General features: G+C 53.1%; 19 protein-coding genes. 7 read left to right on the top strand and 12 right to left on the bottom strand.

What is annotated here, in order from left to right; translation table 11 throughout:
• The first annotated feature begins 137 nt into the window (after positions 1–137).
• Positions 138–1478, top strand: coding sequence for a threonine synthase (thrC, locus tag B3M32_RS11265; RefSeq protein WP_290746914.1), 1341 nt, complete (start codon positions 138–140; stop codon positions 1476–1478).
• Between the two features lie 608 nt (positions 1479–2086).
• On the opposite strand, the gene B3M32_RS11270 is transcribed toward thrC, so the two are convergent.
• Complete coding sequence (locus B3M32_RS11270; protein WP_290746917.1) at positions 2087–3361, bottom strand: hypothetical protein; 1275 nt, start codon at positions 3359–3361, stop codon at positions 2087–2089.
• A 134-nt stretch (positions 3362–3495) separates the two neighbouring features.
• Between B3M32_RS11270 and mutL the strand changes: the two genes are divergently transcribed.
• On the top strand, positions 3496–5283 hold the full coding sequence (gene mutL, locus B3M32_RS11275) for a DNA mismatch repair endonuclease MutL (protein ID WP_290746920.1): 1788 nt from the start codon (positions 3496–3498) through the stop codon (positions 5281–5283).
• On the opposite strand, the gene B3M32_RS11280 is transcribed toward mutL, so the two are convergent.
• Together B3M32_RS11280 and B3M32_RS11285 are read right to left on the bottom strand one after the other, a co-directional pair.
• A complete protein-coding gene (locus B3M32_RS11280; RefSeq protein WP_290746923.1) occupies positions 5236–6339 on the bottom strand; it encodes a hypothetical protein in 1104 nt (367 codons plus the stop codon). The two genes, mutL and B3M32_RS11280, sit on opposite strands and share 48 nt — an antisense overlap.
• Complete coding sequence (locus tag B3M32_RS11285) at positions 6339–10211, bottom strand: DNA polymerase III subunit alpha (protein ID WP_290746925.1); 3873 nt, start codon at positions 10209–10211, stop codon at positions 6339–6341. The genes B3M32_RS11280 and B3M32_RS11285 overlap by 1 nt, the downstream gene beginning before the upstream one ends.
• Before the next feature lie 177 nt (positions 10212–10388).
• Between B3M32_RS11285 and gmd the strand changes: the two genes are divergently transcribed.
• Together gmd and B3M32_RS11295 are read left to right on the top strand one after the other, a co-directional pair.
• On the top strand, positions 10389–11408 hold the full coding sequence (gene gmd / locus B3M32_RS11290; protein ID WP_290746927.1) for a GDP-mannose 4,6-dehydratase: 1020 nt from the start codon (positions 10389–10391) through the stop codon (positions 11406–11408).
• Positions 11408–12295, top strand: a complete 888-nt coding sequence (locus tag B3M32_RS11295) for a GDP-mannose 4,6-dehydratase (protein ID WP_290746930.1) — start codon at positions 11408–11410, stop codon at positions 12293–12295. The genes gmd and B3M32_RS11295 overlap by 1 nt, the downstream gene beginning before the upstream one ends.
• Here B3M32_RS11295 and B3M32_RS11300 read toward each other — a convergent pair.
• A complete protein-coding gene (locus B3M32_RS11300) occupies positions 12292–13260 on the bottom strand; it encodes a glycosyltransferase family 2 protein (protein WP_290746933.1) in 969 nt (322 codons plus the stop codon). The two genes, B3M32_RS11295 and B3M32_RS11300, sit on opposite strands and share 4 nt — an antisense overlap.
• Positions 13261–13271: 11 nt before the next feature.
• Positions 13272–15239 (bottom strand): LamG-like jellyroll fold domain-containing protein, encoded by a 1968-nt coding sequence (locus B3M32_RS11305; protein ID WP_290746936.1) that lies wholly within the window; start codon positions 15237–15239, stop codon positions 13272–13274.
• A gap of 64 nt (positions 15240–15303) precedes the next feature.
• Here B3M32_RS11305 and B3M32_RS11310 point away from each other — a divergent pair, with 64 nt between their 5' ends.
• The 3 genes from B3M32_RS11310 (at position 15304) to B3M32_RS11320 (ending at position 19545) form a co-directional block, all read left to right on the top strand.
• Positions 15304–16284, top strand: a complete 981-nt coding sequence (locus B3M32_RS11310) for a lysylphosphatidylglycerol synthase transmembrane domain-containing protein (protein WP_290746939.1) — start codon at positions 15304–15306, stop codon at positions 16282–16284.
• Positions 16281–18164, top strand: a complete 1884-nt coding sequence (locus tag B3M32_RS11315; protein WP_290746942.1) for a hypothetical protein — start codon at positions 16281–16283, stop codon at positions 18162–18164. The genes B3M32_RS11310 and B3M32_RS11315 overlap by 4 nt, the downstream gene beginning before the upstream one ends.
• 91 nt (positions 18165–18255) lie before the next feature.
• Positions 18256–19545 carry a hypothetical protein gene (locus B3M32_RS11320; RefSeq protein WP_290746944.1) on the top strand — a complete coding sequence of 430 codons (1290 nt, stop codon included), beginning with the start codon at positions 18256–18258 and terminating at the stop codon, positions 19543–19545.
• 12 nt (positions 19546–19557) lie between these two features.
• Here B3M32_RS11320 and B3M32_RS11325 read toward each other — a convergent pair whose 3' ends face one another.
• From B3M32_RS11325 to B3M32_RS11355, 7 genes are all read right to left on the bottom strand, one after another.
• Positions 19558–20586, bottom strand: a complete 1029-nt coding sequence (locus B3M32_RS11325; protein WP_290746947.1) for an NAD(P)H-dependent glycerol-3-phosphate dehydrogenase — start codon at positions 20584–20586, stop codon at positions 19558–19560.
• Between the two features lie 158 nt (positions 20587–20744).
• On the bottom strand, positions 20745–21422 hold the full coding sequence (gene plsY / locus B3M32_RS11330) for a glycerol-3-phosphate 1-O-acyltransferase PlsY (protein WP_290746950.1): 678 nt from the start codon (positions 21420–21422) through the stop codon (positions 20745–20747).
• Positions 21328–22755 (bottom strand): ribosome biogenesis GTPase Der, encoded by a 1428-nt coding sequence (der, locus tag B3M32_RS11335; RefSeq protein ID WP_290746952.1) that lies wholly within the window; start codon positions 22753–22755, stop codon positions 21328–21330. The genes plsY and der overlap by 95 nt, the downstream gene beginning before the upstream one ends.
• Before the next feature lie 20 nt (positions 22756–22775).
• The gene (gene nudC / locus B3M32_RS11340) at positions 22776–23612 is read right to left on the bottom strand and encodes an NAD(+) diphosphatase (protein ID WP_290746955.1); all 837 of its coding nucleotides are present in this window, start codon (positions 23610–23612) and stop codon (positions 22776–22778) included.
• A gap of 15 nt (positions 23613–23627) precedes the next feature.
• A complete protein-coding gene (locus B3M32_RS11345; RefSeq protein ID WP_290746958.1) occupies positions 23628–24710 on the bottom strand; it encodes a GGDEF domain-containing protein in 1083 nt (360 codons plus the stop codon).
• A 24-nt stretch (positions 24711–24734) separates the two neighbouring features.
• Positions 24735–25433 (bottom strand): glycosyltransferase, encoded by a 699-nt coding sequence (locus tag B3M32_RS11350; protein ID WP_290746961.1) that lies wholly within the window; start codon positions 25431–25433, stop codon positions 24735–24737.
• An 8-nt stretch (positions 25434–25441) separates the two neighbouring features.
• Positions 25442–26272, bottom strand: a complete 831-nt coding sequence (locus tag B3M32_RS11355; RefSeq protein ID WP_290746964.1) for a glycosyltransferase family 2 protein — start codon at positions 26270–26272, stop codon at positions 25442–25444.
• Positions 26273–26311 lie beyond the last annotated feature (39 nt).

The raw sequence follows: 26311 nt of genomic DNA on the forward strand, positions 1-26311 counted from the left end.
GCGGAACTCCGAATCGTGTTAGACTTTTTCGACCGATAATATAGCAAAAACGACCTGCCCACGAGAAAACATCCATCTGTACTTTGGAGTCTTGAACACTTTTGCTATATTTGCGTTCGAAAATCAAAAGGATTGTTATGTCTCAGTTTAACGCGCACTTTAGGAACATCAACGGGGACGATACTTACCCGCTGACCGACGTCATTTACCGCAGTAAGGTGGACGGAAGCCTGCTCGAAGTGGAACACGACCGCAAGGCGCTTGCGAGCAAGAGCCCCGACGAATGGAAGAAGCTCTTTGCCGAACGCCGCATGAGCTTTGAACCCGCCGACATGAGCGGCATCTGGAGCAAGCGCGAAATGGTGCTCCCCGACATGCCCCTCGAAGACATCGTGACGATGCGCGAAGGCTGGAGCCCGCTCTTTGACGCGGCCCCGCTCGCCAAGGAAATGGGCATCAAGAGCCTCAAGGTGAAGCTCTGCGGCAACTCCCACACGGGTAGCTTCAAGGACCTCGGCATGACGGTTCTCGTAAGCCAGGTGAACCACATCATCAAGAAGAAGATTCACGAAATCGACGCCGTGGCCTGCGCCTCTACCGGCGACACCTCGGCAGCCTTGAGCGCCTACTGCGCGAAGGCCGGCATCCCGAGCATCGTGTTCCTCCCCGCCGGCAAGACGAGCGTCGCACAGCTGATCCAGCCGATTTCTAACGGCAGCATCGTCTTGGCTCTCGACACCGACTTTGACGGTTGCATGAAGATCGTGCAGCAGGTCACCGCCGACAACCGCATCTACCTCGCGAACTCCATGAACAGCCTCCGCGTGGAAGGCCAGAAGACGATTTCTCCGGAAATCTGCCAGGAATTGGGCTGGAAGGTTCCCGACACCGTGATTATCCCGGGCGGAAACCTCGGCAACGTGAGCGCTTTGGCCAAGGGTTTCGAAGACTGCAAGGCCATGGGCCTCATCGACCGCATCCCGCGCATCATCGTCGCGCAGGCCGAAAACGCCAACCCGTTCTTCCAGGCTTACGAACGCGGTTTTGACAAGCTCGTTCCCGTGCAGGCCAAGAAGACGCTTGCCTCTGCCATCCAGATCGGTAACCCGGTCAGCTACCCGAAGGCCGTACGCGCCATCCAGAAGACAAACGGCATGGTCGTGAGCGTCACCGAAGAAGAACTCGCGAACGCCGCCCACCGCGGCGACCGCATCGGTCTCTACTGCTGCCCGCATACGGGTGTCGCCCTCGGCGCCCTCGAAAAGCTCGTAGCCGCGGGCAAGATCGACAAGGAAGAGAACGTGGTCGTCATCAGCACGGCACACGGCCTCAAGTTCACCGAATTCAAGGTCGGCTACCACGAAAAGAAGCTCGAGAACATAGCCTCCAAGTTCGCGAACCCCGTGTTCAAGGCCCCGGCAGACCTCGGCGCCGTCATGGACATCTTGAAGAAAGAGATGGCTGAACGCCGTCGCTAATGCGCAAGCATTAGCAAATGGCCCCCAGTAGGCGCTAATAGCGTCATCCAAACCAGAATTAAAAAGCTCCGCTCCGCGGAGTTTTTTTGTCTTTTCCCGAGCCGAAGAATAGGCTGAAAGACCAACTCGTAAGGCGAGTATGCCTCAAGGCGAGAGACGCAGAATCGCTCGCGATTCTATGTCCGAGCCGTTCAGCATGACGCGTAAGCGTCCGAGTCGCGGCCGTGCTTGCACGGACATGACCGAGCCGAAGAACATGCTTTATTATTTGACCCGATTTTTTATATAAAGACATATTCGCAGGCCGAGTGTCGCGTCCAAGCTCGCTTGGGCATGACCGAGGCCCAGAATATGCTTTTTTTGTGATCCTCGAGATCACAAAAAAAGAAAGGGCCCTCTTGCGAGAGCCCTTTCCTAAGAAGGAGAAAATATTGAGAGTCTTCCAGATCAGCAAATCTAATCAAGAGGGGAAAAACTGACAGATCGCTTTAAATTCACTAGCAGCTCCCAACGCCCTAAAATATACCATTCTTTCGGCATACCGAACCTTCCGTTTTACTTATTTTTCGTATCAGAAAAAACTTACGGTTCCGTTTGCAGAACAGGTTTTATTCTTCGCGGAAGATAATCTTGCTCTTGGGCACGAAACGGAAACCGCCACGGCGGTGACGTTCGATTTCGAAATACTTCTTCACGCCTTCGGTCGGCTTGCTCGGATCATCGCACCCGTTGATATGGGCGATAACGCGGTTGAGCCTGCTTTCGAAATTCGGGCGGAGCGGGTCCATGCAGATTGCCGGATCACGCTTGAATTCACGGTTTTCGTATTCTTCTCGACCCGTCGCCGTATATTCGCGGAGCAGGTTGCGGAGGATTCGAGCGGGAACGTTTCTCATCAAGTGCTTGTTGTTCACGGAAATGGAATCGTCGCTCTTATAGTAGACAATCGTCACGGAATCGTTCATCGCTTCCAACAGCTGTTCCTGTGCCTTCTGGATCGGCTGCCAGGAATCGAATTCCTGCTTCACCACGGCACTCATCAGCTTGTTGAACGGTTCCGGAGTCACCACGTCGGCCTTATAGTCGATAAATACGATGCTTGCGGGGGCTCCGTAGTAGCAGCCCTTCTGGATCAGATGCGCACCCGTCTTTTCGTCAACCACTTCTTCGAGAGCCTTGACACAGGTCATCTTCTTTTCGGCATCGACATCCCATGTCAGGTCATTCTCTGCAATGCAGTCGCCAAATGACATATTCTGACCAACACGACGGCCTTTCACATATACAAAGCCATCATCCCTGATTTCTGCCGTTTCGCGGCCTTCAAGCGCTTCGACAAAAGACGTCTGGGAAGCCTTGAATGTCAGGTGCTCGTAAGGAGGCGTTCCCAAAAGAACGGCACCGATCTGGACCAGACCATTGAACCAGCGCATGGGGTTCGTAATGAGCACGCCCGGCGTTTCAAAGCGGAATGCGAAATACTCCTTGCGGTAGCCATCCACCACGTCGCGTTTGAGGAACTTCGAATCCGTAAGCAACGGATAGCGCTTGGGGATGATATCAAGGCAAAGCTGGCGGACATCCTTGGTCGCGTAGAACTGCGACACATAGGGCAGATAGGAGCGGAGCACGCTACGGGCCGGAACGCCTTCGAACGCGGCACAGCGGTCAATAATACGCTGCACGAACGCATCCGGGTTCTCGCCGCGTTCATAAAGCCAGTTCACCACATTGTTCATAATGAGGCGGTGGGTGCCTTCGTCCACGAAAGAATCCTCGAAATAGATGTCGTTCAAGGTTTTTACAGTAAAGCGAGAATCGCGTTTTACCAATGTCAATATGTCCTTGACCGGATACGAAATCAACAACTCAATATGAGTCAACTGTAAAAATAGATTTGAAAGCACATTAACCTCACTCGAACTTGCTTTTGTTTAAATAAGATGCAAGTTCGCTCCATTGCCCCAAATTTAACAAAAAACCACGCAAGATTCCTACAAAAGTGTATATTTTGGCAGTGAATTCCGCTAAAATACACATTTTAACAGATGAAATCATCAATAAAATTGCTGCAGGCGAAGTTATTGAGCGACCGGCATCGGCAGTCAAGGAACTAGTCGAAAACGCTATCGATGCTGGCGCAAGCCGAATTTCAATTCAGATTGAACAGGGCGGCAAAAAAAAGATTTTGGTTTCAGACAACGGAAAAGGAATGAACGAAGCAGACCTCGACCTCTGCTATCTCCGTCACACCACCTCCAAGCTGTTTGCCGCCGAAGACCTTTTCCACCTGCAGACGAACGGGTTCCGCGGAGAAGCCGTAGCCTCCATCGCGGCCGTTTCCAAGATGACAATCACCAGCACCACCGAAGACGGTGAAAGCAACCGGATTATCCTAAACGGTGGCAACGTTGTTTCAAAAGAGAAATGCGCCGCCAGCAGGGGAACGACCTTCCTGGTTGAAGACCTGTTCTTCAACACGCCTGTCCGCCGTACGTTCCTCGGTAGCGAGACCTCCGAAAGCACCAAGATCCTCGACGTCATCATCAAGATCGCCATCGCCCATCCCGAAATCCGTTTTGACTACAAGTTGGGCGAAAAATCGGTATTTATCGGAGTCCCGGGTGAACTGCGCACAAGGCTCGCCGAAACCATCGGCTCCGGCATTGCCAAAAAACTGCTGCCCGTGGACTTCACGGAATCAGGGATTCACGTCACGGGGTTTATCTCCCCCACCTCGGAAACTAACGGCAAGAGGCACCACCAGTTCCTCTTCATGCGCAACCGCCCCATCGAGAACAAGACCATCGCCAAGGCCATCTCGCAGACCTACGAGCCGTATGGAGCGCAATGCAAGCCCGTCACCGTTCTATTCCTCGACATGCCGGACATGGAATTCGACGTCAACGTCCACCCCGCCAAGCGCGAAGTCCGGTTCGCCAACCAGAGCCTCGTGTTCCTTGTCGTGACGCACGCCATCCGCGAGACCCTGACCCAGCAAATCAAGAAAAATTCGGCATTTATTGATTTGAGCGATGCCGGGCTCGACATCCCCGACCCCATCCAGGCCGTCCACGAAAGCAAGCCCCGCAGTATCGTCACGAGCAAACCGCGGATTCCCGAACGCGACGAGGTCCAGGACCTGTTTTCGCAGCCCGAAACCGGGAAAATCATCTCGCTGGAACCGGAGCAGGGATACGCCCCGCCTCCGCCCCCTAAGGAACCCGCCCCCTGGACACCCCCGACACTGTTCCAGATAGCCAACACCTATATCGCCTGCGAAGATGCCGAGGGATTACTGATTATCGACCAGCACGCCGCCCATACGCGCGTCCTGTACGAACAGGCTCTCGAAAGCCTGCAAAGCGGAGTTTCCCTGAACAGCCAGGAACTGCTGTTCCCTGAACTTGTCGAATTTTCAAAAGACGAAAAGGAACTTTTCCCCAGCGTAGAATCCCAATTGAAGCAGTTCGGATTCCACATAGAATCGTTCGGAGGTTCAACCTACCAGGTACGAGCCATCCCCAGTTCGCTGCCGCTTTCCCGCGTCGCCAAGGCCGTTCATGAATTTTTTGACGCCTGTCTCGTAGATGGCGAAACGGACATGGTGAAAATCCAGGATTCCGTAGCCAAGGCTTGGGCAAAATCGAATGCGTTCCAGGCCGGGGACAAGCTCAATCCAGAAGAAATGGCGAGTCTCATGGACCAGCTCATGACAATGACGGACCCGCTCAAGTCTCCTTTCGGGACTCCGACGCTAATGCGGATTACCCTGGACGAGCTCGCTAAAAAATTCAGACGCTAGCTTGCCCGCCCCGACAATCTCAGCCAATTCTCCCGCAATGTCCCCGGCAGTTTGTCTGTCGGCCTTTTGGGCCGATTCCGCAATCAGCGACACCGTTTTCCGGACCTTCCATGGAGCGCAGATGTACTCCTTGACTGCCTCGCGCGAAAGCAAGATGTTCGGCATCGCGAAATACCGGGATTTCACGAACAGCGAGCCCAGCACATAAGTCAGGGAGTCGGGAACCGTAGCCACGACAAGCGGGCTTCCCGAAAGAGCAAGTTCCAAGGTCGCCGTACCGGGAGCAGACAGAGCGTAGCGGGCGCCCCCATATAAAGCAGCCCGGGCGGCAGCGTCGTCTGGAGACACTTCCACCGTAATCCGATCGGATGCGCCACCACGGAAACTGCTACAGATGACGTCTTCGAAAACGCGAACCAGGGATCGCCTCGCAGCGACGACCTTCACGGCATCATGCGAATCCTTGAACATTTGCAGGAATGCTTTCAGGTTACGCACGGCCTGCCTTTTCCTGCTTCCGGGAAGCAGCAGTGCATAAGCGTTTCCCGGCGCCGCCTGCGGAGATGTCGCGCCGACATCGAAAGGATGCTTCAGCACCCCAGCCTGGCAACCCAAAGCTTCGTACGCCCTGCGTTCGAACTCAAAAAGTACCGCCAGCGGAATTCCCCGCAAACGCATTGCTCGGGATTTTTTCCAGGCCCAGACCTGAGGCGGAGCGACATAAAGGACGGGCTTACCCAGACGTTTTGCCAAGGCGCAGAGCTTCATGTTGAAGCCCGGGTAGTCAATGGCGATAAAGCCGGCACAATCCGGAGATTCCAACGCCTCTACCAGGCGTCCAAAAATACGCCGCAGTTGAAAGTAATGGGGCAAGACATCGCCAAACCCCGATACCGGAAGGCTCTCGAAATCGGCAACGGACTCCATCCCAGAAGAACACATCCGTCGGCCGCCCGTACCGCGAGCCGCATAGCCGCCGGAGACTGCCGCACGGACGAAAGATTCTCCCAGGATATCGCCGGAATCCTCCCCGGCGCAAAGCAATATGTACTTCATCAACGCCGGGGCTTCCCCGAAACCCAAAGTTTCAGCACGCCCATATCTCTCTTGAGCCAGTTCATCAATTCCTGGTTGTATTCCAGCTTGTACTTGCGCAAGACAATGCCGTGCTCATAGTTCGAATTCGTTTCCACATGGCATACCAGCTGACAGGAATGCTCCCCACTGAAAGCCTCGAAACGCTGCATGCCTTCTTCCAGTTTCGCGATGAATTCGTCATTCAGCATCTGCGAGAAAACGGACACGTGGATATAGTTCACCATCGCGCTACGCACGTAATCCAGCTGATAGGCCTCTTCCACAACAATCTGCGTTTCTTCGATTTCCTTCCGGTCCTTGTCGCGCTGGTGTTCCAGGATGCCCTTGACCAGGATGCGGTCATCCTGCGATATGATATCGCGGTACTTTTCCCATTCGTCTTTCTTGAAGAACAGGCCGGTTTCCCCATGGAAATCCTGGATTTGTCCAAAGCCGATCGTATCGCCACGCTTGGTTTCTACCGAGCGCATCTTGGTGACGACTCCGCCCACAAAGACCGTTCCGCCCACCTTGCGTTCCAATTCGTCGGGAGCGAGGCTTGTCGTTGTGAACCCCTGCAATTCCGGTCGGAATTCATCGAGCGGATGCCCGGAAAGGAACATGCCAAGGACTTCGCGTTCCTTGTTGAGCATTTCCATGCAGCTCCATTCTTCGGCGTCTTCCAGGACCTCGGCAATGTTCGGCATCTCGGCGGCACCGCCCAGGTCGAACAGCGACATCTGTCCCTTGGACTTGTCTTCCTGATCCTTGGCGGCAACTTCCATCGCGCGATCCACGGTGGCCATGAGAACGGCGCGGCTACCGGGCAGGTCATCCAAAGCGCCCGCCATCACGAGACACTCGAGCAATTTCTTGCTCAGGGGCGGATGCTTTTCCTTGAGGCTTCCCTGGTAGGCTGCCACGCGCTTGCAGAAGTCGAAGATGTCCTTGAACGGCCCGTTCTTCTCGCGTTCGGCGACAACGTCCTCGATAACCGCGAGGCCTACGTTGCGGATACCCGCGAGGCCGTACAGAATCTGCCCCTTCTCGTTGGCCGTGAACACTCCGTAAGAGGTATTGATGTTCGGCGAAACCACCTCGATTCCCAGACGCTTGCATTCCTGGATAATGGTGACGATGTCTTCCGTCTTGCCCATCTTCGAGGTCATGGAGGCCGCCATGTATTCGGGGCCGTAATTTGCCTTCAAGTAAGCCGTCTGGTAAGCCACATAGGCGTAAGCCGCCGCATGGCTCTTGTTGAACGCGTATCCGCAGAACGGGAGCACCGCATCCCATACCTTCTGGATCATGGCGCGGTCGTAACCCTTGTCCAGGCACTTCTGGAAAAACTCCGGTTCGAGCTTTGCCATCTTCTCGGGCATTTTCTTCGCCATGATGCGGCGGATGTTGTCAGCGCCGCCCAGCGTGTACCCGCCCAGAATCTGGGCGAGCTTCATCACCTGTTCCTGGTAGACGATAACGCCGTAGGTTTCGCCCAGCACCTGTTCCAAGTCCGGATGGTAGCAGTCGATTTCTTCCTTGCCGTTCTTACGCGCAATAAAGTGCGGAATCTGGTCGATAGGCCCCGGACGGTACAGGGCGTTCATAGCGATCAGGTCAAAAATTCGCGTCGGCTTCAGTTCGCGCAGGTACTTCTGCATACCCGGAGATTCAAACTGGAACACCGTCGTCGTCATGCCCTTGCCCAGAAGGTCGAAGGTCAACTTGTCGTCGAGCGGGATATGGCCCATGTCCAGGTCGATCCCGCGATTTTTCTTGACCATGTTGACCGTGTCCTGGATGATGGACAAGTTGATGAGCCCCAAGAAGTCCATCTTCAGCAAGCCTATGTCTTCGGCGTAGTGTTTGTCGTACATCACCACCGGAGTATCGGCAGGTGCGGCCCTGTACAAGGGAGCCAAGTTATATATCGGAGTCGGCGTAATCACCACGCCGCACGCATGCACGCCCGTCTGTCGCGGCAAATCCTCGAGTTTCTTAGCAATGTCCCAAAGGTTCTGGTAGCTGGGACGGCTGTTGATGAGCGCCTGCAAGGGTTCCGGGCTATAACCGTCTTCGAGGTTGTTGCCCTTCTTGTCCTTACCCGTCCAGGCCTGGTTCAAGCTGAAGTTCAACGTTCGCTGCGGGAACAGCTTGGTGATGACCTTCGCCTCCTGGGGGGCAAAGCCCAGCACGCGCGCCACATCGGTAATCACCGCCTTGGACTTGAGCATACCGTAGGTGATAATCTGCCCCACGCAATCGTAGCCGTACTTGTCGGTCACGTACTGGATAACGCGCCCGCGGTCACGGTCCGCAAAGTCGGTATCGATATCCGGCATGCTCACGCGCTCGGGGTTCAGGAATCTTTCGAAAAGCAAGTCGAACTTGAGCGGGTCAATGTCGGTAATGCCGATGATGTAGGTTACGAGCGAGCCCGCCGCGGAACCACGCCCCGGGCCCACGGGAATCCCGTGCTCGCGAGACCAGTTGATGAAGTCCCACACAATCAGGAGGTAGCCGGCAACGTTCATGTTGCGGATACAGTTCAACTCCTTGTACATGCGCTTGGCCACGTCGGTCTCGTGCGCGGGGAACTTGAAATCTTCGTCGGGGAAGCGCCACTTTAGGCGCTCGTTGCACAGATGCGTAATGTAGATGTCGGCATCGCCGCCCGGCTTGCACCAACGGCGCACATTCTTGTCCCAGGCCTTATTGTCGTCTTCATCAAAGAATTCCGGCTGGGACAGGCGCTCTATTTCGGCCTTGTCGTCTTCGGTCAGGGAGTCTTCGGCAATGCCCTTGTCGGCGCAGTACCGCTCCGTGACCTTTTTCTTCTTGTCCTTGATAACGCCCTTCAGCTCACGCTCGCGGATTACCGGATATTCGGCATCGTATTCCGCCTTCATGATCGCCTTGATTTTCTGGTATTCCTCAGAAGCAAGGAAATCTTCGGGAATCTTGAATCGCGGCCAGAAGTCGTCACCGATGCCTGTCTTTACAGTAAAGTTGCAGCGTTCCGCAATCTTGACCGTATTCTCGATAGCGCCCGGGATATCGCCGAAAAGCTTGACCATTTCTTCTTCGGAACGAAAATAGAACTGGTCCGTAGGGAAACGCGCATCCGTAAAGTCGTTGAGGGTTGTCTTCAGCGAAATGCAACGCAGCACCTTGTGCGCCATTGAATCTTCGGGATTGATGTAATGTACATCGGCAACGGCCACGACCTCGCGGCCCGTTTCCTTGGCAAGCTCCACGTTGTATTTGTTCAGCCCCTTCTGAAGCGGAATCCCATTGTCGCAAACCGAAATGTACAGATGGTCGCGGTCAAAAATCTTGTCCAGCGCATCCATGTATTCACGCGCCTGGGTGAAACGGCCCGCCACCACGTTCTGCCCGTAACGGCTAAAGAAGTCCCCAGCGATGGCGATAAGGCCTTCCTTGTGCTGGTTCACCACTTCCAGCGGCACCGACGGGATTTCGGCCCAGCGGTCGGACTCCTCGTAGCGGTAGCTTACGATGCGCAGCAGGTTGTAGTAACCTTTCTCGTTTTCGACAAGCAGGGTCAACCGTTCAAAAGACGACGGATCCTTTTGGGTTGCACTCGCGGAATCGATATAGACATGGCAGCCGTATATCGTCTTTATGGGCGGAAGCCCCTTTTCTTTGCGGCTCTTGTTCAGGTCCTTGCCGCGCGTCTGAATTTCCAGGATACCGAACATGGCGCCGTGGTCCGTAAGGGCGACCGCCGGGGCGTTATCCGCAGCTGCGGCGTTCAAGATGCCATCGAGACGAGCCGACGACTTCAACACAGAAAATTCAGAATGCACTTGCAGATGAACAAAAGCCATATCCGTAATTTAGTAAATAGTGGTTAGCGGTTGGTGGTTAGAAGCCCGACGCCTAATATAGATACCACATGCGAAAAATACTGTCGCCTAAAGGGGAAAAACAATCCTATGTCTTTACGCAGCCGCATTTTACGTGCATTCTACAACCGACCATTTGTTTTTTTGTAACTTTATAGCATGAAACGCGCACTTATTACAGGTATCACCGGCCAGGATGGATCCTATCTTGCCGAATTTCTTCTCGAAAAAGGATACGCAGTCTATGGACTCGTACGCCGCAAGAGCAAGCTGGACTTCAACAACGCCGAGCACTTGAAAGGCAAGGTGGAATTCATTTTCGGGGACATGACCGATTCCGCATCGCTCATCCGAGCCATGGAAATCGCAAAGCCCGACGAAATCTACAATCTCGCCGCTCAGTCCTTCGTGACCACCTCCTGGGAAACGCCGCTTTCCACCGCCGACATCAACGCCATCGGCGTCACCAAGCTCTTGGAAGCTGTCCGTCTCTGCAAACCGGATACCCGCGTTTACCAGGCATCTACCAGCGAAATGTTCGGAAAGGTACAGGCCGTGCCCCAGAACGAAACGACACCGTTCTATCCGCGTAGCCCCTACGGAGTCTCCAAGCTGTACGGTCACTGGATTACCAAGAACTACCGCGAAAGCTATAACATGTTCGCCTGTTCCGGGATTCTTTTCAACCACGAATCCGAACGTCGCGGAGCCGAATTCGTCACGCGCAAAATCACCATCGCCGTCGCCAAGATCAAGGCCGGCAAGCAGGAAGTACTTGAACTTGGCAACATGGACGCCAGCCGCGACTGGGGACACAGCGCCGACTACGTCCGTGCCATGTGGCTCATGCTCCAGCAGCCGGAAGCCGACGATTTCGTCATCGCTTCCGGAAAAACGCACACCGTCCGCGATTTCGTAACGCTCGCCTTCAAGGCTGCCGACATGGAAATCGAATTCCACGACAAGGGCATCAACGAATACGCCACCATCAAGGGAACGGACAAGGTCGTCGTTAAAGTCAACCCGCAGTTCTTCCGCCCGGCCGAAGTCGACCTGCTCATCGGGGACGCCAGCAAGGCCAAGAAAATCCTGGGCTGGAAGCCGCAGATTTCTTACGAAGAGCTCGTCACCCGCATGGTCAAGAGCGACATGGCTCTCCTTGCCGAAGGGAAAATTTAATGAAAACCCTCGTCATCGGGGCAAAGGGCTTTGTTGGCAATTATCTCGTTTCCGAACTTAAAGATGCCGGACACGAAGTCTTTGCCGTAGACATTCCCGAAATGGACCTGCTTGACAAGGGCAGCGTCGAGAAGACTGTCGAATCCGTAAAGCCGGATTACATCGTGAACCTCGCCGCCATCAGTTCGGTAGGCATGTCCTGGAAAAATCCTTCCGCGGCCATCCAGGTCAATGTTGTCGGTACGCTGAACCTTCTTGACGCCATCGTCAAGCATGCGCCCAGGGCAAAGACGCTCCTGATCGGCTCAGCCGAGGAATACGCGAAAAAAGACGAAAAACTTTCGGAAGACGACGAACTCGAAGCAAGCAACCCCTACGGAATTTCGAAAATAGCGCAGGAAAACTTCGCAAGCCTCTACCGCCAAAAGCACGGTCTGCAAATCGTCTGCACCAGGTCTTTCAACCACACGGGAGTCGGCCAACGCACGACATTCGCCCTGCCCAGCTTCGTGCAACAAGTTGCCGATATCGAAAAATCCGGCACACCGGGAACAATCAAAGTCGGCAACCTGGAAGCCTACCGCGATTTCTCGGACGTCCGCGACATCGCGCATGTCTACCGCATGCTGCTCGAAAACAATACGGAATACGACTGCTATAACGTCGGGTCCGGAAACGCCTACAAGGTCGGCCAGCTGCTCGAGACCATCATCGGCTTTGCATCCGTAAAAATAGACGTCGCACAGGATCCCGAAAAAATGCGCCCTGTAGACGTTCCTTACCAATGCTGCGACAACTCGCGCATCGTAAAACTCGGTTACTGGAAGGGAACTAAAATCGAAGACACCCTGAAATGGATGTTCGATTACGAACTAGCCCGCCCCTAATCCTTAATACTGTACTTTTCCAGAATTTCCTGCGTCATCTGGTTCACGTTACCGAACTTCTTGCGGTAATGGTGACGCATCTTGAAATCAACCGGCAACATCCAGAAAGCCTGGATCCAAGCCCTGGCCAGGGCAAAGCAAATGGCGACTTTCGAAAGCTTCTTTCCGTCTCCCGAAGCTCCGGGCACGCCGCCCTTCGCCATCTTGAGATAACGGGAGATGCCTCGGGCCGGCAACCTGCAGATATCCGCCAAAGGCAGCAAGCGGACAGCCGTACGCAGACGATTGCGTTCCGAATAGAACAGCTTGCGCGGAGAATAGCGCACCGTCGTCAGGGAGCGTTCATGGAACACCTTGGCGTCCGGGCAAAAGATCGTCTTGAAACCGGCCAGGTTGTGCCTGAAATACCATTCCGTTTCTTCAAAGAACAAGAAAAAGCTCGCGTCCATCTTGCCTGCGGCAAGGGCGGCCTTCTTGCGGAAGCTCATCACGGCACCATAACAGCCGAAAACCTCTTTTTCACGGGCGTCCGCTTCGGAAAGGTCCAAGCCGCTCGCCTCGTTCCTGGCAAACAGATCGGGGCCGAACTGCACGCCAATGGCATTGACGACCCCGCTCTTTTCCATCACGAGACTCGCCACCGAACCCGCTTCGGGATGATGGTCAAAGCACCTCTGTAAACTTGCCGCCCACGAAGAATCAAATTCCAGGTCCATGTTGCAAAGCACCTGGATATCGTCATCCATATTTTCGAGAAGTTTGTTGCAGGCCCCCGCGTATCCCAAATTGGTGCAACTTTCGATAATCCTGCAATCCAGGTGTTGCTCTCTCAATTCAGCAATCGAGTCATCGCTCGAAGCATTGTCCAGAACAAAGACCCTTACGGGGACAGACTGATTTAACAAACTGCGGACACAAGTCGCAAGCTCCTGTCCGCCATTATAATTGATTATACCAACATCCATTTTAATCGCAATTAAAGCCCATAGTAACGGACATAGTCGATTTCGCCATCAAAGAATCGGTCGTGCTTGGCCTGGTTCATGGCGTCGTAACCGATTCCGATGTCATAGCCCAGCTGCGAGATGTCTCCGGTGGCAACGGCATTCACCGTCAGTTCGCCATTCTGGAACACCTTGATGGAATCGGCACTGCGTTCCACGCGGATTTCGTTCCATTCACCGAGAGCAAGCTCGGCACCCGTATAAACGTTCCATTCCGTGCCATCGGTATCGGCATCGCGGAAATGCACCGTCAGCACGCCGTTGTCGACACGGACAATCCAGCCGTCGCCGTAACGTCCGGGAGGTTCTGCGACAACGATATTCTGCATGGCGCTAAACGAGGCGGGCTTAACGCGGGCTTCCACAGCAAACGTATTGCGCAAGAACGCCTTGGAAAGGTTCACACGCAGGCCGGAATTCCCATCGAGAGAAACCGTAGTATCGGCAATCCGCGGAGTTCCAGCGAGGTAATGCGTAGAGTTGTTCGCCATACGGTCGAGACCGATGAACTGCGGTTCGTTGAATTCCCAAGCCGCAATCAGGCGTTCTTTGACCGGCACCACAGTACCGCTGCTAAAGCCTTCGAACTTGCCGAAGCGGACAAAATCCATTTCACCGATAAAATAGCGGTCATGGAAAGCCTGATCCATTCCGTCAAAACCGATGCTCCAGTCATAGCGCATCTGGGTCAGGTCGCCATGGTAAGCGGCAGCAACAGTCAATTCACCATCCTGGAAAAGCTTGACGCTGTCAATGCTGCGTTCCAGGCGGATTTCGCACCACTGGTCAAGAGTCATGGCCTTGCCCGGGAAAATGCTCCAGTCATCGGCGTCAATATCGGTATCGCGCAGATGGACCGTCAAGACACCTTCGTCTATGCGGAGCTGCCAGCCATCGACGCCGCGTCCGGGAGGTTCTGCCACAATAATATTCTGCATGGTACCGAACTTCGTCGGCTTTACACGAGCTTCGACGACGAACTCGTTAATCTTGATAAGAGAGTCAAGAGCAATGGTGAAGCCCGAGCGTCCGTCAAAGCTGGCGATACCGTTTTCGCCGGCAACAGAACCTTCTCCAACAACGGCATCGTGTCCGTTACCGGTTGCATCGAGTCCCAGGTTCTCGGCGTTTTCAAAATTCCAGTCGGCAATCCATTCCGTCACCGGGAGCTCGGCCGTGGTATCGACGACTTCAGTGCTATCGACGACATCATCGATGGCTTCGGTCGTATCCGTATCGACGACATCGCCCATCTCGGAGCCTTCTTCCATCTCGTCGACAGATTCGACACCGATCTGGTCCACATGGCCGTTATGGCAATGGCACTTGTCCTTGTCCTTCTTGTCGAAACCGATAGTGAACTTACCCTTCAGCGTAATAGAGCCTTTCACCCCGTCACGGAAGGCGGCCTTGATGGAGCCGTTCAAGGAGACAACGACCATATCGTCGGCGCGTTCCACGCGGATATTGTTCAGTATATCCCTGCTGAGAACCATGTTGGTCTTGAACACCTGCCATTCGCTGTTTCCATTTTCGCGCCAGGAATAGACAATGGCGCCCTTCTCGATCTGGATAATCCAGGCGAAAGCGTCTCCGTCGACACCGGCAGAAGCGATCGTGTAGACAGAATCATCTTCAACCGTGACATCTGCATCAATCGCAAAATTTTCGCCCTGAAGGACAGAGTCAATATCAATAGAAGCACCTTCGGTATCTTCAGAAACCTGACCTTCGAACTGTCTGAAATCTACGACAGAACGCCTATACATAGCCAAGTGCGTCTTGGCACCCTTGGCATTGACGAGAACAACCCCTTCAGATTGTTCCGTTTTTTCCGATATCGAGGTGGGCGACGTCACATCCGTTGATTCCGAGGAGCACCCAAACAACCCGGCCAAAGTCATCGACGCAATAGCAGAAGCGACTTTCCATTTTTTCATTTTTTTCTCCATTTTACCCGAATGTTGAACATTCTATATGAATATAATATTTTATATTAAACTCATGCAAGCCCGCAAGGAAAAAAAATGGACTAAAGTTGTTGTTTCGACGATAAAAATCGCCGTAACCCTCGGGGGCATCGTATACATTTTCAAAAAAGTTCCGTTTTTTGAAGCAATTGGCAACTGGACGCAAGCAACCTGGCCCTGGCTTGCCGTTATTTTATTCTTAACAGTAATTCTCATGGCCATTCAGGCGAACCGCTGGCGCGGACTTTTGCTCGATGATGGAAAAAAAATCAAATTTCACACATTTTACGCCTATATCGCCCTAGGTTACTTTTTCAACAACCTGCTCCCTAGCGGATTCGGGGGCGATGCCGTAAAGACGATCGCTTTCGGAAAGCGGTTCGGGAATACAGCCAATTCGGTTGCAGCCATCGCCATATCGCGTATCATGGGGATACTCGCCATGATCCTGAGTTTCTTTATAGCGTTCCCCTTTGTCGTAGCCAAATACCAAGTTCCCCTCAGCTACACCATCACGGTGAGCGCATTTGCCCTGGTCGCCATCTTGGTTATCGTGGGCGGACTTTTCTCGGACAAACTAAAAATTCCGGATAAACTGGCACTGCAGGTTCCCTTTCTTCTAAAACTGCAGAACGCGTTTTCCATTTACAGAAGTCACCCTAAAGCCTTCTGGCTTTCCGGTTTGGATTCCATCTGGCTGCAAATTGTCACCATCCTTATCCATTACGCCTATTTCAGGGCCGTCGGGATAGACGTAGACATTGCCATCATAACAGTTTTCACGACCATCATGGTCGTGTTCACGATGCTTCCCATTTCCATCAACGGCATCGGCATCCGCGAGAACGTACAGGTCAGCCTTTATACTGGCTTGCTCGGTATTCCGGCCGATATCGTGCTGGCATCGACCCTTTTAAGCTACCTTCCATTGCTTTTCCAGGCCTCCCAGGGAGCTTTGGTGTTTGCTTTTTTAGGGAAAACAAGTATTTTTATAAGAAAGGAGGACTCACAATGAATCCAATCAAGTTTGCAAGCATCGCTTCCATATTTGCATTTGCCTGCATCGTCGGCTGTTCGTCCGACGACAGCGAATCCTCGCCCACGAACGCTGGCGACGGCCCGAAACAAACCTCTGTAGACGTTGTTTCCGGCTGTGAAGAAATTACCAACGAAAAGGACAAGGCCGAAGTCCAGGCCGCCAAGAAAGAAATCGTAGAAGTCTTCTCCACCTTCGGCAAAGGCGACTTGACCAAAGCGCAAGCGCTAAGCGCCGAGACAAAAGAAACATTCCGCACCATTCTCACAAAGTATCCCGGAAACTGCGAAGCGCAGCTGGGCTTTGTCGCCTCGATTATTTCGGACATTTCGAACAACAAGGACATCAACAGCATTCTCGATACCATCTACAAGAGAAAGGGCATGCCCAAGTCCTCCATCTTGTCCGGAAACGTCGAAGATGTCGGCAGCATTTCCTTGAACTTCTCCCTCAATTCTACCGAAGAAATGAGGGGCATCCCCGTCAAGAAAATACAATCCGCCATCGCCAGCGTCATTCCGTCCCTGGATTCCGCTATTACTTACATGACAAACATCGCCAACGACGACCAATTCTCGTGCACATACGATATCAATGACCGCACCGTCGAACTGGACCGTGGCGAATTTGCGCCCGCCCTCGCAGCGCTTTTTGTCGCGAAGGCCGGTCTCACCTCCATCGTCAGCTTGAACTTTGACATCGATGACGACGGAAATTACGACTGGATTGATTCCCTGGAAGATTTCGGCTACACGTTCGACTACGAAAACAACTACGGCATCAAGCACCTGGCAAAGCTCGTCGGCAAAGACAGCAAGTTCACGTCTGTCCAGGATTCCTGGAAGTCGGAATACAAAAACATCCCGAACCTTTTGGACAGTGCCATTACCTATGTGCAGTTCGGCATCCAATATGGCTTGGAAGAAGCAAAAACGGGAATAACCACCCAGCAAAACGACCTCTATATCGTAGGCAATGACGAATTTTCTGATCTTAGCACCAAGGACGCACAGAAGATTATCGACTCGCTGGATATCATTCGCGAAAAACTCAAGACCGGTTTCGACATTCCCTATGCCGAAGGCAAGAAAATCAAAGTCAACTTTTCCAAGTTCTTCGAAAATACCGACGGCACCCTGAAATTCCTGCCGTACCACGTCCTCAACGACAACTCCAAGTGGGACACCCCGGACGGCGGATTCTACTGGTCCGATGAGGTGGAATACCAGGCATACGCCCAAAGATACATGCAGCGCTATATAATGCAGGAGTACCACAAGTTCAATCCCGAATCTCAGCCGGAAGTCGGAAGCTGGGAAGACGGTTCCTACAACGGAACCATCTGGCTAGACGCCTACGACCCCAACGCTGAAGTTGAAATCACTTACGAGGTGGAAGGTTGCAAAGTAAACTTTACCATCGAATCCTACTTAGAAGGCTATAACTTCTCTTACCTCGAAGAAGAAGATATCGTCACCACGACATGGACCATTCCTTCAATTACGCTCCCCGAAGGAATGTGCAAGACAGAAGGCGGCAAAACGCAATACGCTACCGCCTATATCGAAAACGAAGTTCCCAACATCCTCTACTTCACCGACAAGGACGGCAACAAGACCTATTCGCTGCAGGACATTGTCAACGGCGTAGACGATGACGGGGATCGCCGCAGCTACACGCTTGACGAACTCAGCAAGATAATCATCTTCCCCGATATCACGTTCGGCGGAGTCCTGCCCGACATGACCGTGGAAATGTTCTGGAACGAATTCCTCCCTGCGATTATCGATGACGACGACGATTATTCTTCTCCGATAGCCTCGGAAGAAAACTGGATGGATGACGACTGGGACTATTAAATACGTCATTGGACTGGTAAGCATTACAGCCTTTTCTGTAGCTTATGGTTCCGTTTCTTCAAAAAGCACCGCCCAATGCGGCGGGCTTTTTTTGTTGGACACCGAAACCGCCGAAGTTAGCGGTACCCGGTGCCATGTGACGGACTCCGTAAGCGTAGGGAAATATACCGCATTCGGAAGCTTCGGCCACTACCGGTTTGGCGGGACATGGAACGACGGCTGGGAACTTTCCATAAAAAGCAACGGCCTGATCGGTTCCGCCGGCATTCGCGTCGGTTTCAAGTACATCGATTTTTCTGTTGACGCCAACAGCCTTTATTCCATGACATCGGGCATGCGCATTCACAAGGCCGATTCTTCCGCCTACATGGGTTCCTTCATCGGCATGGGGCACCCGACCCTGGCGTCCATCCGCTGGGATTCCGACGACGACAATAGCGAAATAAGCCATATCGCTGCCGATTGGGAGACAGACTTCTTCCGTAAGGGAGTCATAATTGGCGCCCAATTCGGCAAGCAGTACGTCAACGCCAAAATTGAAAGCATCATTACGACCCCGTACAGCGCCAACAGGGAATACTTTGTCAAGGATTCATCTCATCTGGCAATAGCCGACATACACTATTCCTTCGACGGAACGGACAACGACATCCGGCTTCATTACACGAACGTCATCGCCAACCTGAATATCATCGGCAACACCTACCGCGACAGCAGCACCAAGCGTTTCATGTTCGTTCCGCTCGATGCGAACCTGCATCTGGCAGAGCTCTCGTGGGAACGCCTCCACTACGCCCTGCACGCTTCGGCACTGCGGGCAAACGTACAAATGGAAAAAAAAGACGAACGATTTTTCGAGACCTTCGCTCCGAACCGTCTGCTCGCCCCGTCCATCATACAGGCGCTCTCCTTCACCTTTCTCCAGCAGGTCTACCGTGTGGGCGCCGACATCGACATTTTCGCCTTTGCCGCCGGAGCCAAGATCAACCCACGCCTGAGTTTTGCCGGGCACACTATCGTCCCCTCCATTGACATCCAGGGATATTACACCTACGACGAAATGGATGTGGAAAAGACATCCGAAACGACAAGGCTTATCGCCTTTGATTCCAGGAAGGAATCGTGGCACTGGCAATTGGAAAGCTTCGGGACCATCATCAGTCTCGGACTTTCCTGGGAAAAATCTTTCGCCGGTTCATCGCACACGATATCGCTCGACTGGAACGCCAGCCAGATCGTCCCCCTGGATTTTGATTTTTCAAAGGAATACAGCGACGGCGAATCAGAAAGGAATTCCGACAAATCGTTAAAAACCCGGTCTGGGACCGGGCTCTTCAGGAATGGATTTGCAAGCAGCCTCGCAATCCGCTATTCGTTCTAGGCAGGTTGCCGATTACCAGACTTCTTCCTTGAGCTCACGGCCCCACATGTCCTTGATGACGTCGTCGACCTTCTTGCCTTCGAAGAGGAGCGCGTGGACGGCATTCACGATGGGCATCTCGATTCCGAGCTTGTCGGCGAGCGCCTTGGTGCTCTTGCAGGTGGGCACGCCTTCGGCCACCATCTTCATGCCGGCAAGCACCTGATCGATGGTTTCGCCTTTACCGATGTGTTCGCCCACATAGCGGTTGCGGCTATGCTGCGAGAGGCAGGTCACGATAAGGTCGCCCATGCCGGCAAGGCCCGCAAACGTTTCGGACTTTGCACCGAGAGCCTTGCCCAGGCGGCACATTTCGGCCTGGCCACGGGTAAGGAGGGCTGCACGCGTATTGTCGCCAATCTTGTACTTGCCGCTCGCCTCGAGCCCGTAAAGCACACCGGAGGCAATCGCAATCACGTTCTTCACGGAACCGCAGAGTTCGATGCCCACGATGTCGGTAGAACTGTAAACGCGCAGGTAAGAACAGCTCATCACCTTCTGCACGAACTTCGCGGATTCCTCGTTCACGCAGGCGGCCACAATCGCAGTAAGGATATGGCGGCTAACCTCTTCGGCATGCGAAGGCCCGCTGAAGGCGACCATCTTGTCGTCGGTGAGCCACGGCACGTTCGAGAGCAGCACTTCGCTCATCAGCTGGTTCGTACCTTCGAGAATACCCTTGGTGGCGCAGACGACGATGGGTTCCTTGCCCTTTGCCGGAGTCCACTTGCCCAGATTCTTCGCGACACCGCCCATGAACTGCGAAGGCACCACGATGAGCACCATGTCACAGCCATCCAGGGCCGCGTTCATGTCGGTCGTGTACTTGAAATCCGCCGGAAAAATTACGCCGGGGAGCTTGTCCTTGTACTGGTGTTCCGTCGAGAGCAAATCAACTTCGGCCTGCGAGTTTGTCCAGAACGAAACTTCGCACTTATTTTCATAGACCACCTGACCGAGAGTCAGTCCCCAACCGCCTGTACCTAAAACTGTAACCTTCATAGTATTCTTCCCTAATAAAAACGTTAGACGAGAGACGAGAGACGAGAGACGAGAGAGAACACTTTATATTTTACGCGAAGCGTCATTTTTATTCTTTCGTCTTTCGTCTGTAGGTGCGAAGCACCGTTCTTTCGTCTCATATTAACAATCTACAATATTTATGCCTTCGGGGTCTTGCGCTTGCTGCCAAATCCGTTCTCGGTGCCGTTCAAAAGGCGCTTGATGTTCGACTTGTGCTTCACAATCACGAAAACAGCCACCAACAGGCAGGTAATCATGAGCCCGAGGTTGATATCATCGGGCGGGAAAGGCAACTTGAGGAACCCCATCACGGCAAAAACGCCGAGTGCGACGCACGCGCCGATGCTACCCACCGAAACGTACTTTGTTGAAGCCGTGAGGACAATCCACACGCCAAACGCAGAAAGCGCGGTAATCGGGCAGAGCGCGAGGAACACGCCCAAAGCGGCAAGCACGCCCTTGCCACCACGGAAACCGGCAAAGCAGGTAAAGCTATGGCCAAGAATCACGAGAATGCCCGCGACAAGCGGCACCCAGTGCGAATAATCGTCACCGCCCGCCGCCACCTGCATTTCGCACAACTTCATGGCAATCCAGGGGCCAAAGAACCCCTTGAGCAAATCCATGAAAACTACCGGAAGCGCAGGCTTCCATCCCAAGACGCGGAAAGTATTAGTCAAACCCGCGTTCTTGGAGCCGTAATCGCGGATATCGAAATCTTTACCTTTCGCGAGTTTTGCGATCCATATGGCGCTGGGGATCGACCCCAGCAAGTACGCTATTGGAAGACTCAGTAAACTGTTCAAGTTCTTCATCCTTTCTAAGGGTTAACTTCCTATCGAAATTCAAGCGGAGGGGCGCACCCTGCAACTGGAATTCCTCATAAAACTTCTTGAGCAAATAACGCTTGTACGATTCGTCAACGGAATCCGGCGTACGCGTCTCTATAGCGATTACCGGCGGCTCCACCATTATCTGGCAGGCTCGGGTAAGCATCACCACGCGACCGTTGTGGCTCGGCGGAGCCTTTTCTTGCAAGAAATTCGCAAAGGCCTCGACAACGCGGTCACGGCCCAGCACCCTGCGGCAGTTGGCATAGACAGTCCGAATCGCCTGGATGACACGACCTATACGCAAACCTTCCTTGGCGCTGATCGAAAGGATTGGCACATATTCCAGCATGGGGTCCCTCTCCAGGAGGTCCTTGATCATGTGGTCAAAGGACTTTTCCGTCTTGTTGGGAAGAATATCCCACTTGTTCAAGACGATGATAAGACCCTTGCCCGCCTTGCGGATTTCGGTAATGATGCGGTAATCCTGGACTTCCATGCCACGGGTGCAGTCCACCATCAGCACGGAAAGGTCTGAACGGCGGATGCTTTCGAGCGTACGCATGTTGCTGAAGACTTCCACTTCGTCTTCGACTTTCGCCTTCTTGCGGAGGCCGGCCGTATCCGTCACCACGAACTTCTGGCCATCTATGATAAAATCGCAGTCGATGGAATCGCGGGTCGTTCCCGGAATATCCGAAACCACGGCGCGTTCTTCGTTCAGAAGGCGGTTCAACAGGGTGCTCTTGCCAGCGTTCGGGCGTCCCAGAATGGCAAAGCGGATCGGACGTTCTTCACGGCGTTCGCCGCGCACGGGTGTCGGCAACACGGACACGACTTCGTCAAGCAGGCTAAGGCATGCGTAACCCGTCAAGGCGCTGATCGTACGCGGCAAGCCGAAGCCCAGCTTCAGGAACTCGTAACTTTCCTGACGGTCACCCTGCTGTTCGCTCTTGTTCGCCACGAGAATCACCTTCTTGTCTTCTTTATGGACAAGACGGGCAAACTGCTGGTCGAGCTTGGTGATGCCCACACGGACATCCACCATGAAAAGCACCAGGTCGGATTCCTTCACGGCATTGAAAATCTGCGTACGGACACTATCCGCCAACACGTCAATCGAATCATCGGGCAAGAATCCACCCGTATCGACAACGGTAAATTCGTGACCCTTGTAGTTTGCGGTCTGGTAATGCCTATCGCGGGTAACGCCGTCACGGTCAGAGACAACCGCGGCACGTCGCCCCAGGATTCGGTTAAAGAGAGAGGACTTCCCCACATTCGGGCGTCCAATAATACAAACGACAGGTAATTTCATCGTTTGTAAATTTAGCAATTTTAGACGTGGCGGAAATTCTCGATGAGGCACGAACTGATACTTACGCTCGTGTCATACGGAGGAATATCTTCGCGCTTGACCCATGCCGCAGTCGCCAACTCCGATTCCTGGACGCGAAGCGTCGGATCCCCGTCCAATTCGGCGGTAAAACCGGCAATAAGCGATTCGCTGAACGGCCAAGGTTGCGAACCGAAATAGCGGACATTTTTCACATGCACGCCTGCCTCTTCCAGGACTTCGCGATGGACCGCCTGTTCCAAGTTTTCTCCCACTTCCACAAATCCCGAAATCAAGAACAGTCGGCTCTTGTCGGGATTGTCCAGATTGCGAGCCATCAAGAGTTCGTCGCCATTATGGACCGCAACAATCACCACCGGGGAAATTTTCGGGTAGACGACATTGCCGCACTTCGGGCAATTTATAGAACGTTCACGTTCACCGCGTACAGTCGCACAGCCGCAACGTCCGCAAAAACGGTTCAGGGATTCCCACTTGGCGATATGGGCCGCCGTAGCTCCGCCCAGACGTTCCAACGGGCTTTCCATATAGCGGAAAGTCCTGACAGGCTTGAACTCGAAACCCGCTGGCACCGAGCGCGCCATCGCTTCTGCAAAAGCGGGTTCCGCCAAGAAATAGCCGACATCGTCCACACAAAAAAGATAATGGCACGGCAAGGGCGATTCGCCAAAATCCTTGATCCTGGGAATCACGAAGGATTCGCCCTGTTTTTTCAACAAGCTCTTTTCGCCATCAAAGAGAATCACGCAATCGTCGGGTTTCGGCAATTGCGTCCGGAATTCATTATGCAACTTGTGAGGAGCTATTTCGTGCAGCATGGCCGAAATATAATTTTATTCCCTAAAGCAAATTTGGTTCTTGCCACGTGACTTTGCAAGATTGAGCAATTTATCCAAGACACTCAACATCTTGTTCGGATGATAGAAGCTTTCGTTCGTACAATCCACAAAGCCGCCACTGACAGTGATTCGCACCTCGGGATGTTCTTCAAAAGAAAGCGCAGAAATCTTGTTACGCAGCTGTTCGGCTCTCTGCAAGGCTTCCTCAAAAGTCTTTGCATAGAAGAGTTGGCCAAACTCTTCGCCGCCGTAGCGCACGGCGCATTCACCGAAACCGACAATCCTTTCGGCAGAGGCATTTTTGGCCACGACGCTCAAAATAAGGTCTCCAAAGGCATGTCCATACTTATCGTTAATTTGCTTAAAATCATCGATATCGTACATCAGCATATAAAAACCGTCGCGTTCCGGCCAAATCATCTTGTCGAGATAATTCATAAAATGCTTGCGATTGAACAAGCCCGTCATCGGATCCCGCTTCGAATAGAAATCGAGTCTTTTCAGAAGGGCATCCTTCTGTCGGCGTTCCTTGTCAAACACATTCACCAAGAAGGCTACTACGGCGTAAAGCACAACCGCCATGAACAGGAACGACAAGGCGTAGTCCAGGTTTGTCATTTCCGGCTTCACTTGCGTCACTAGATTCGGATAAAGCCTCGCCAGGAGGAACATTATCTCGTAAGAGCACAAGGAAATAACAATCAAAAGGAAGCGGCGCTTCTTGTGATTGTACAGGGAGCAGACGAAAATGCCCATAAAGCAATAGAAGATGGTTCCGCTAGCAACTCCGCCAGTCATAAAAAACAGGAGCGGAAGCATGATCACGTTCAGCAATATACACGACACAAAATACCAAACCGACACGCGACCGGTCAGTTTCGCGGCAACTCCAACCAAAACGAACATCAATGCGCAAATCGCACTCATGACAACGGGAGCCCAGCCGATATCCTCGTATATGGTAAAAAGGGTCGCTATTCCCGCCGCAATTCCCGAGAACAGAACGACACACCAGAAGAACTTTTCTTCCAAGGTCTTCTGCTTCGACAGGAACTGTTCAATTCTATTATAGAACATAACATCAGGGAATATAGATTCATCCTACGTCCAAAGCAAATGCCAGGCCAGGTACAATCTATAGGACAATTTAAAATATAGACTATTTTTGCTCTTACCGCCGGTAAAGGATACGGTTCCGTCATGGCGACGGTACAACTGAAGGACTTCGTCCAGGTATCCGCACCGAAAATGCTTCTGGGAATAGTACGAAACCCACAGGTCGTGAGCCACCGCCTTGGGCGGAAACGGCAGGCAGGCGTCCTTTACCTCCCGGGTAAAGGCCATACAGGCCCCAAGCCAGCAGTTATTGACGAGATTTTGCAGCAGGGACTTCTTCATCGGCCAGGCGTCGTCATAATGACGTTTCTTGACAATGTTCAGGTTCGCATCGGTCCGGGAACAGTTGCACAGGATAGTGTCGTAACCGCCATCCACAAGAAACTTTTCCATCTTGTCGAGCTTGCCGGGGAGCCACACGTCGTCCTGGTCGGCAAAATAGAGGATATCGCCAGACGCATGGCGCAGGGCGTTCTCGAAATTGTGCGCGACCCCGTGGTTCTCGTTTTGAAAAAACTTGATACGCGGATCGTTATAGCTGCGGACAATTTCCAACGTACGGTCCGTAGAAGCGTCATCCGAAACGACCAGTTCGTCGTCGTCCCGCAGCTGCGGAATAATGCTATCCAGCTGTTCACGGATATATTTTTCGCCATTGTAGGTGGCCATGCAGACGCTTCGCATATAGTTACCTACATCCAACTATATAAAATTTTGTAGAGCAAAAAGCGCGGGAACGACACGCCGAATTCCCTATGGAGCAACCTAACGCTCTGGAAGAACTGCTTCCAGCCCTCGCGTGCCAGCGCACGCTTGAAAAATCCCCGACCTGCCGTCGCGGCGCCGAGCGTATTGGAGGAATGCTGACGGTAGTCAACCGTCACCTCGTCCATCACGAAGACCTTGCCTTCATTGAATTGCGTACATAGGGCGACCCACTCGTCGTGCATCGTAGAAAGCGACGACATCGGGAACGAAACTGCCTTCGCATCGGCATTGAACATCATGGTGCAGCCCGTAACGACATGGCGAACGCAGAGCATCTGCGGATGTTTCCTGAACACGTCAATCTTCAAGTTCGCGTTGAAGGATTCCTTCATCACGGCCAGATTCTCGTCCACCACGCGGAGGTCCGTCGATACCACAACAGGGACCCCGTTGTCCACTTCCTCTTCGACCTTGCGCATGCAGGCAAAAGTCTTTTCGATTTTATCTTCGTGCCAAATATCGTCCTGGTCGCAGAACATGTAGTAATCGGCGTCCACCGCCCGAAGCAGGCGAATAAAGGAGCGTGCCGCACCGCAATGGCTCACGCATTCACGCACGACGGTAATGCGGTCCGGATACATGCGGACAAAGTCATCTACGATTTTCAGCGTATCGTCGGTAGAGCCGTCGTCACGGACATACAGGTGGAAATCTTTGCAAGTCTGCCGGAACAGCGATTCAAGCTGAGCTGCCAAATACTTGGAGCCATTGTAAGTCGCAAGCAACACAGCAATCTGTCGACCATTCCGTTCCACTGACTAGATAATTCCTTATTTCTAATTGTACTTTCGCTT

The sequence above is a fragment of the Fibrobacter sp. UBA4309 genome (assembly GCF_002395745.1).
GTDB lineage: Bacteria > Fibrobacterota > Fibrobacteria > Fibrobacterales > Fibrobacteraceae > Fibrobacter.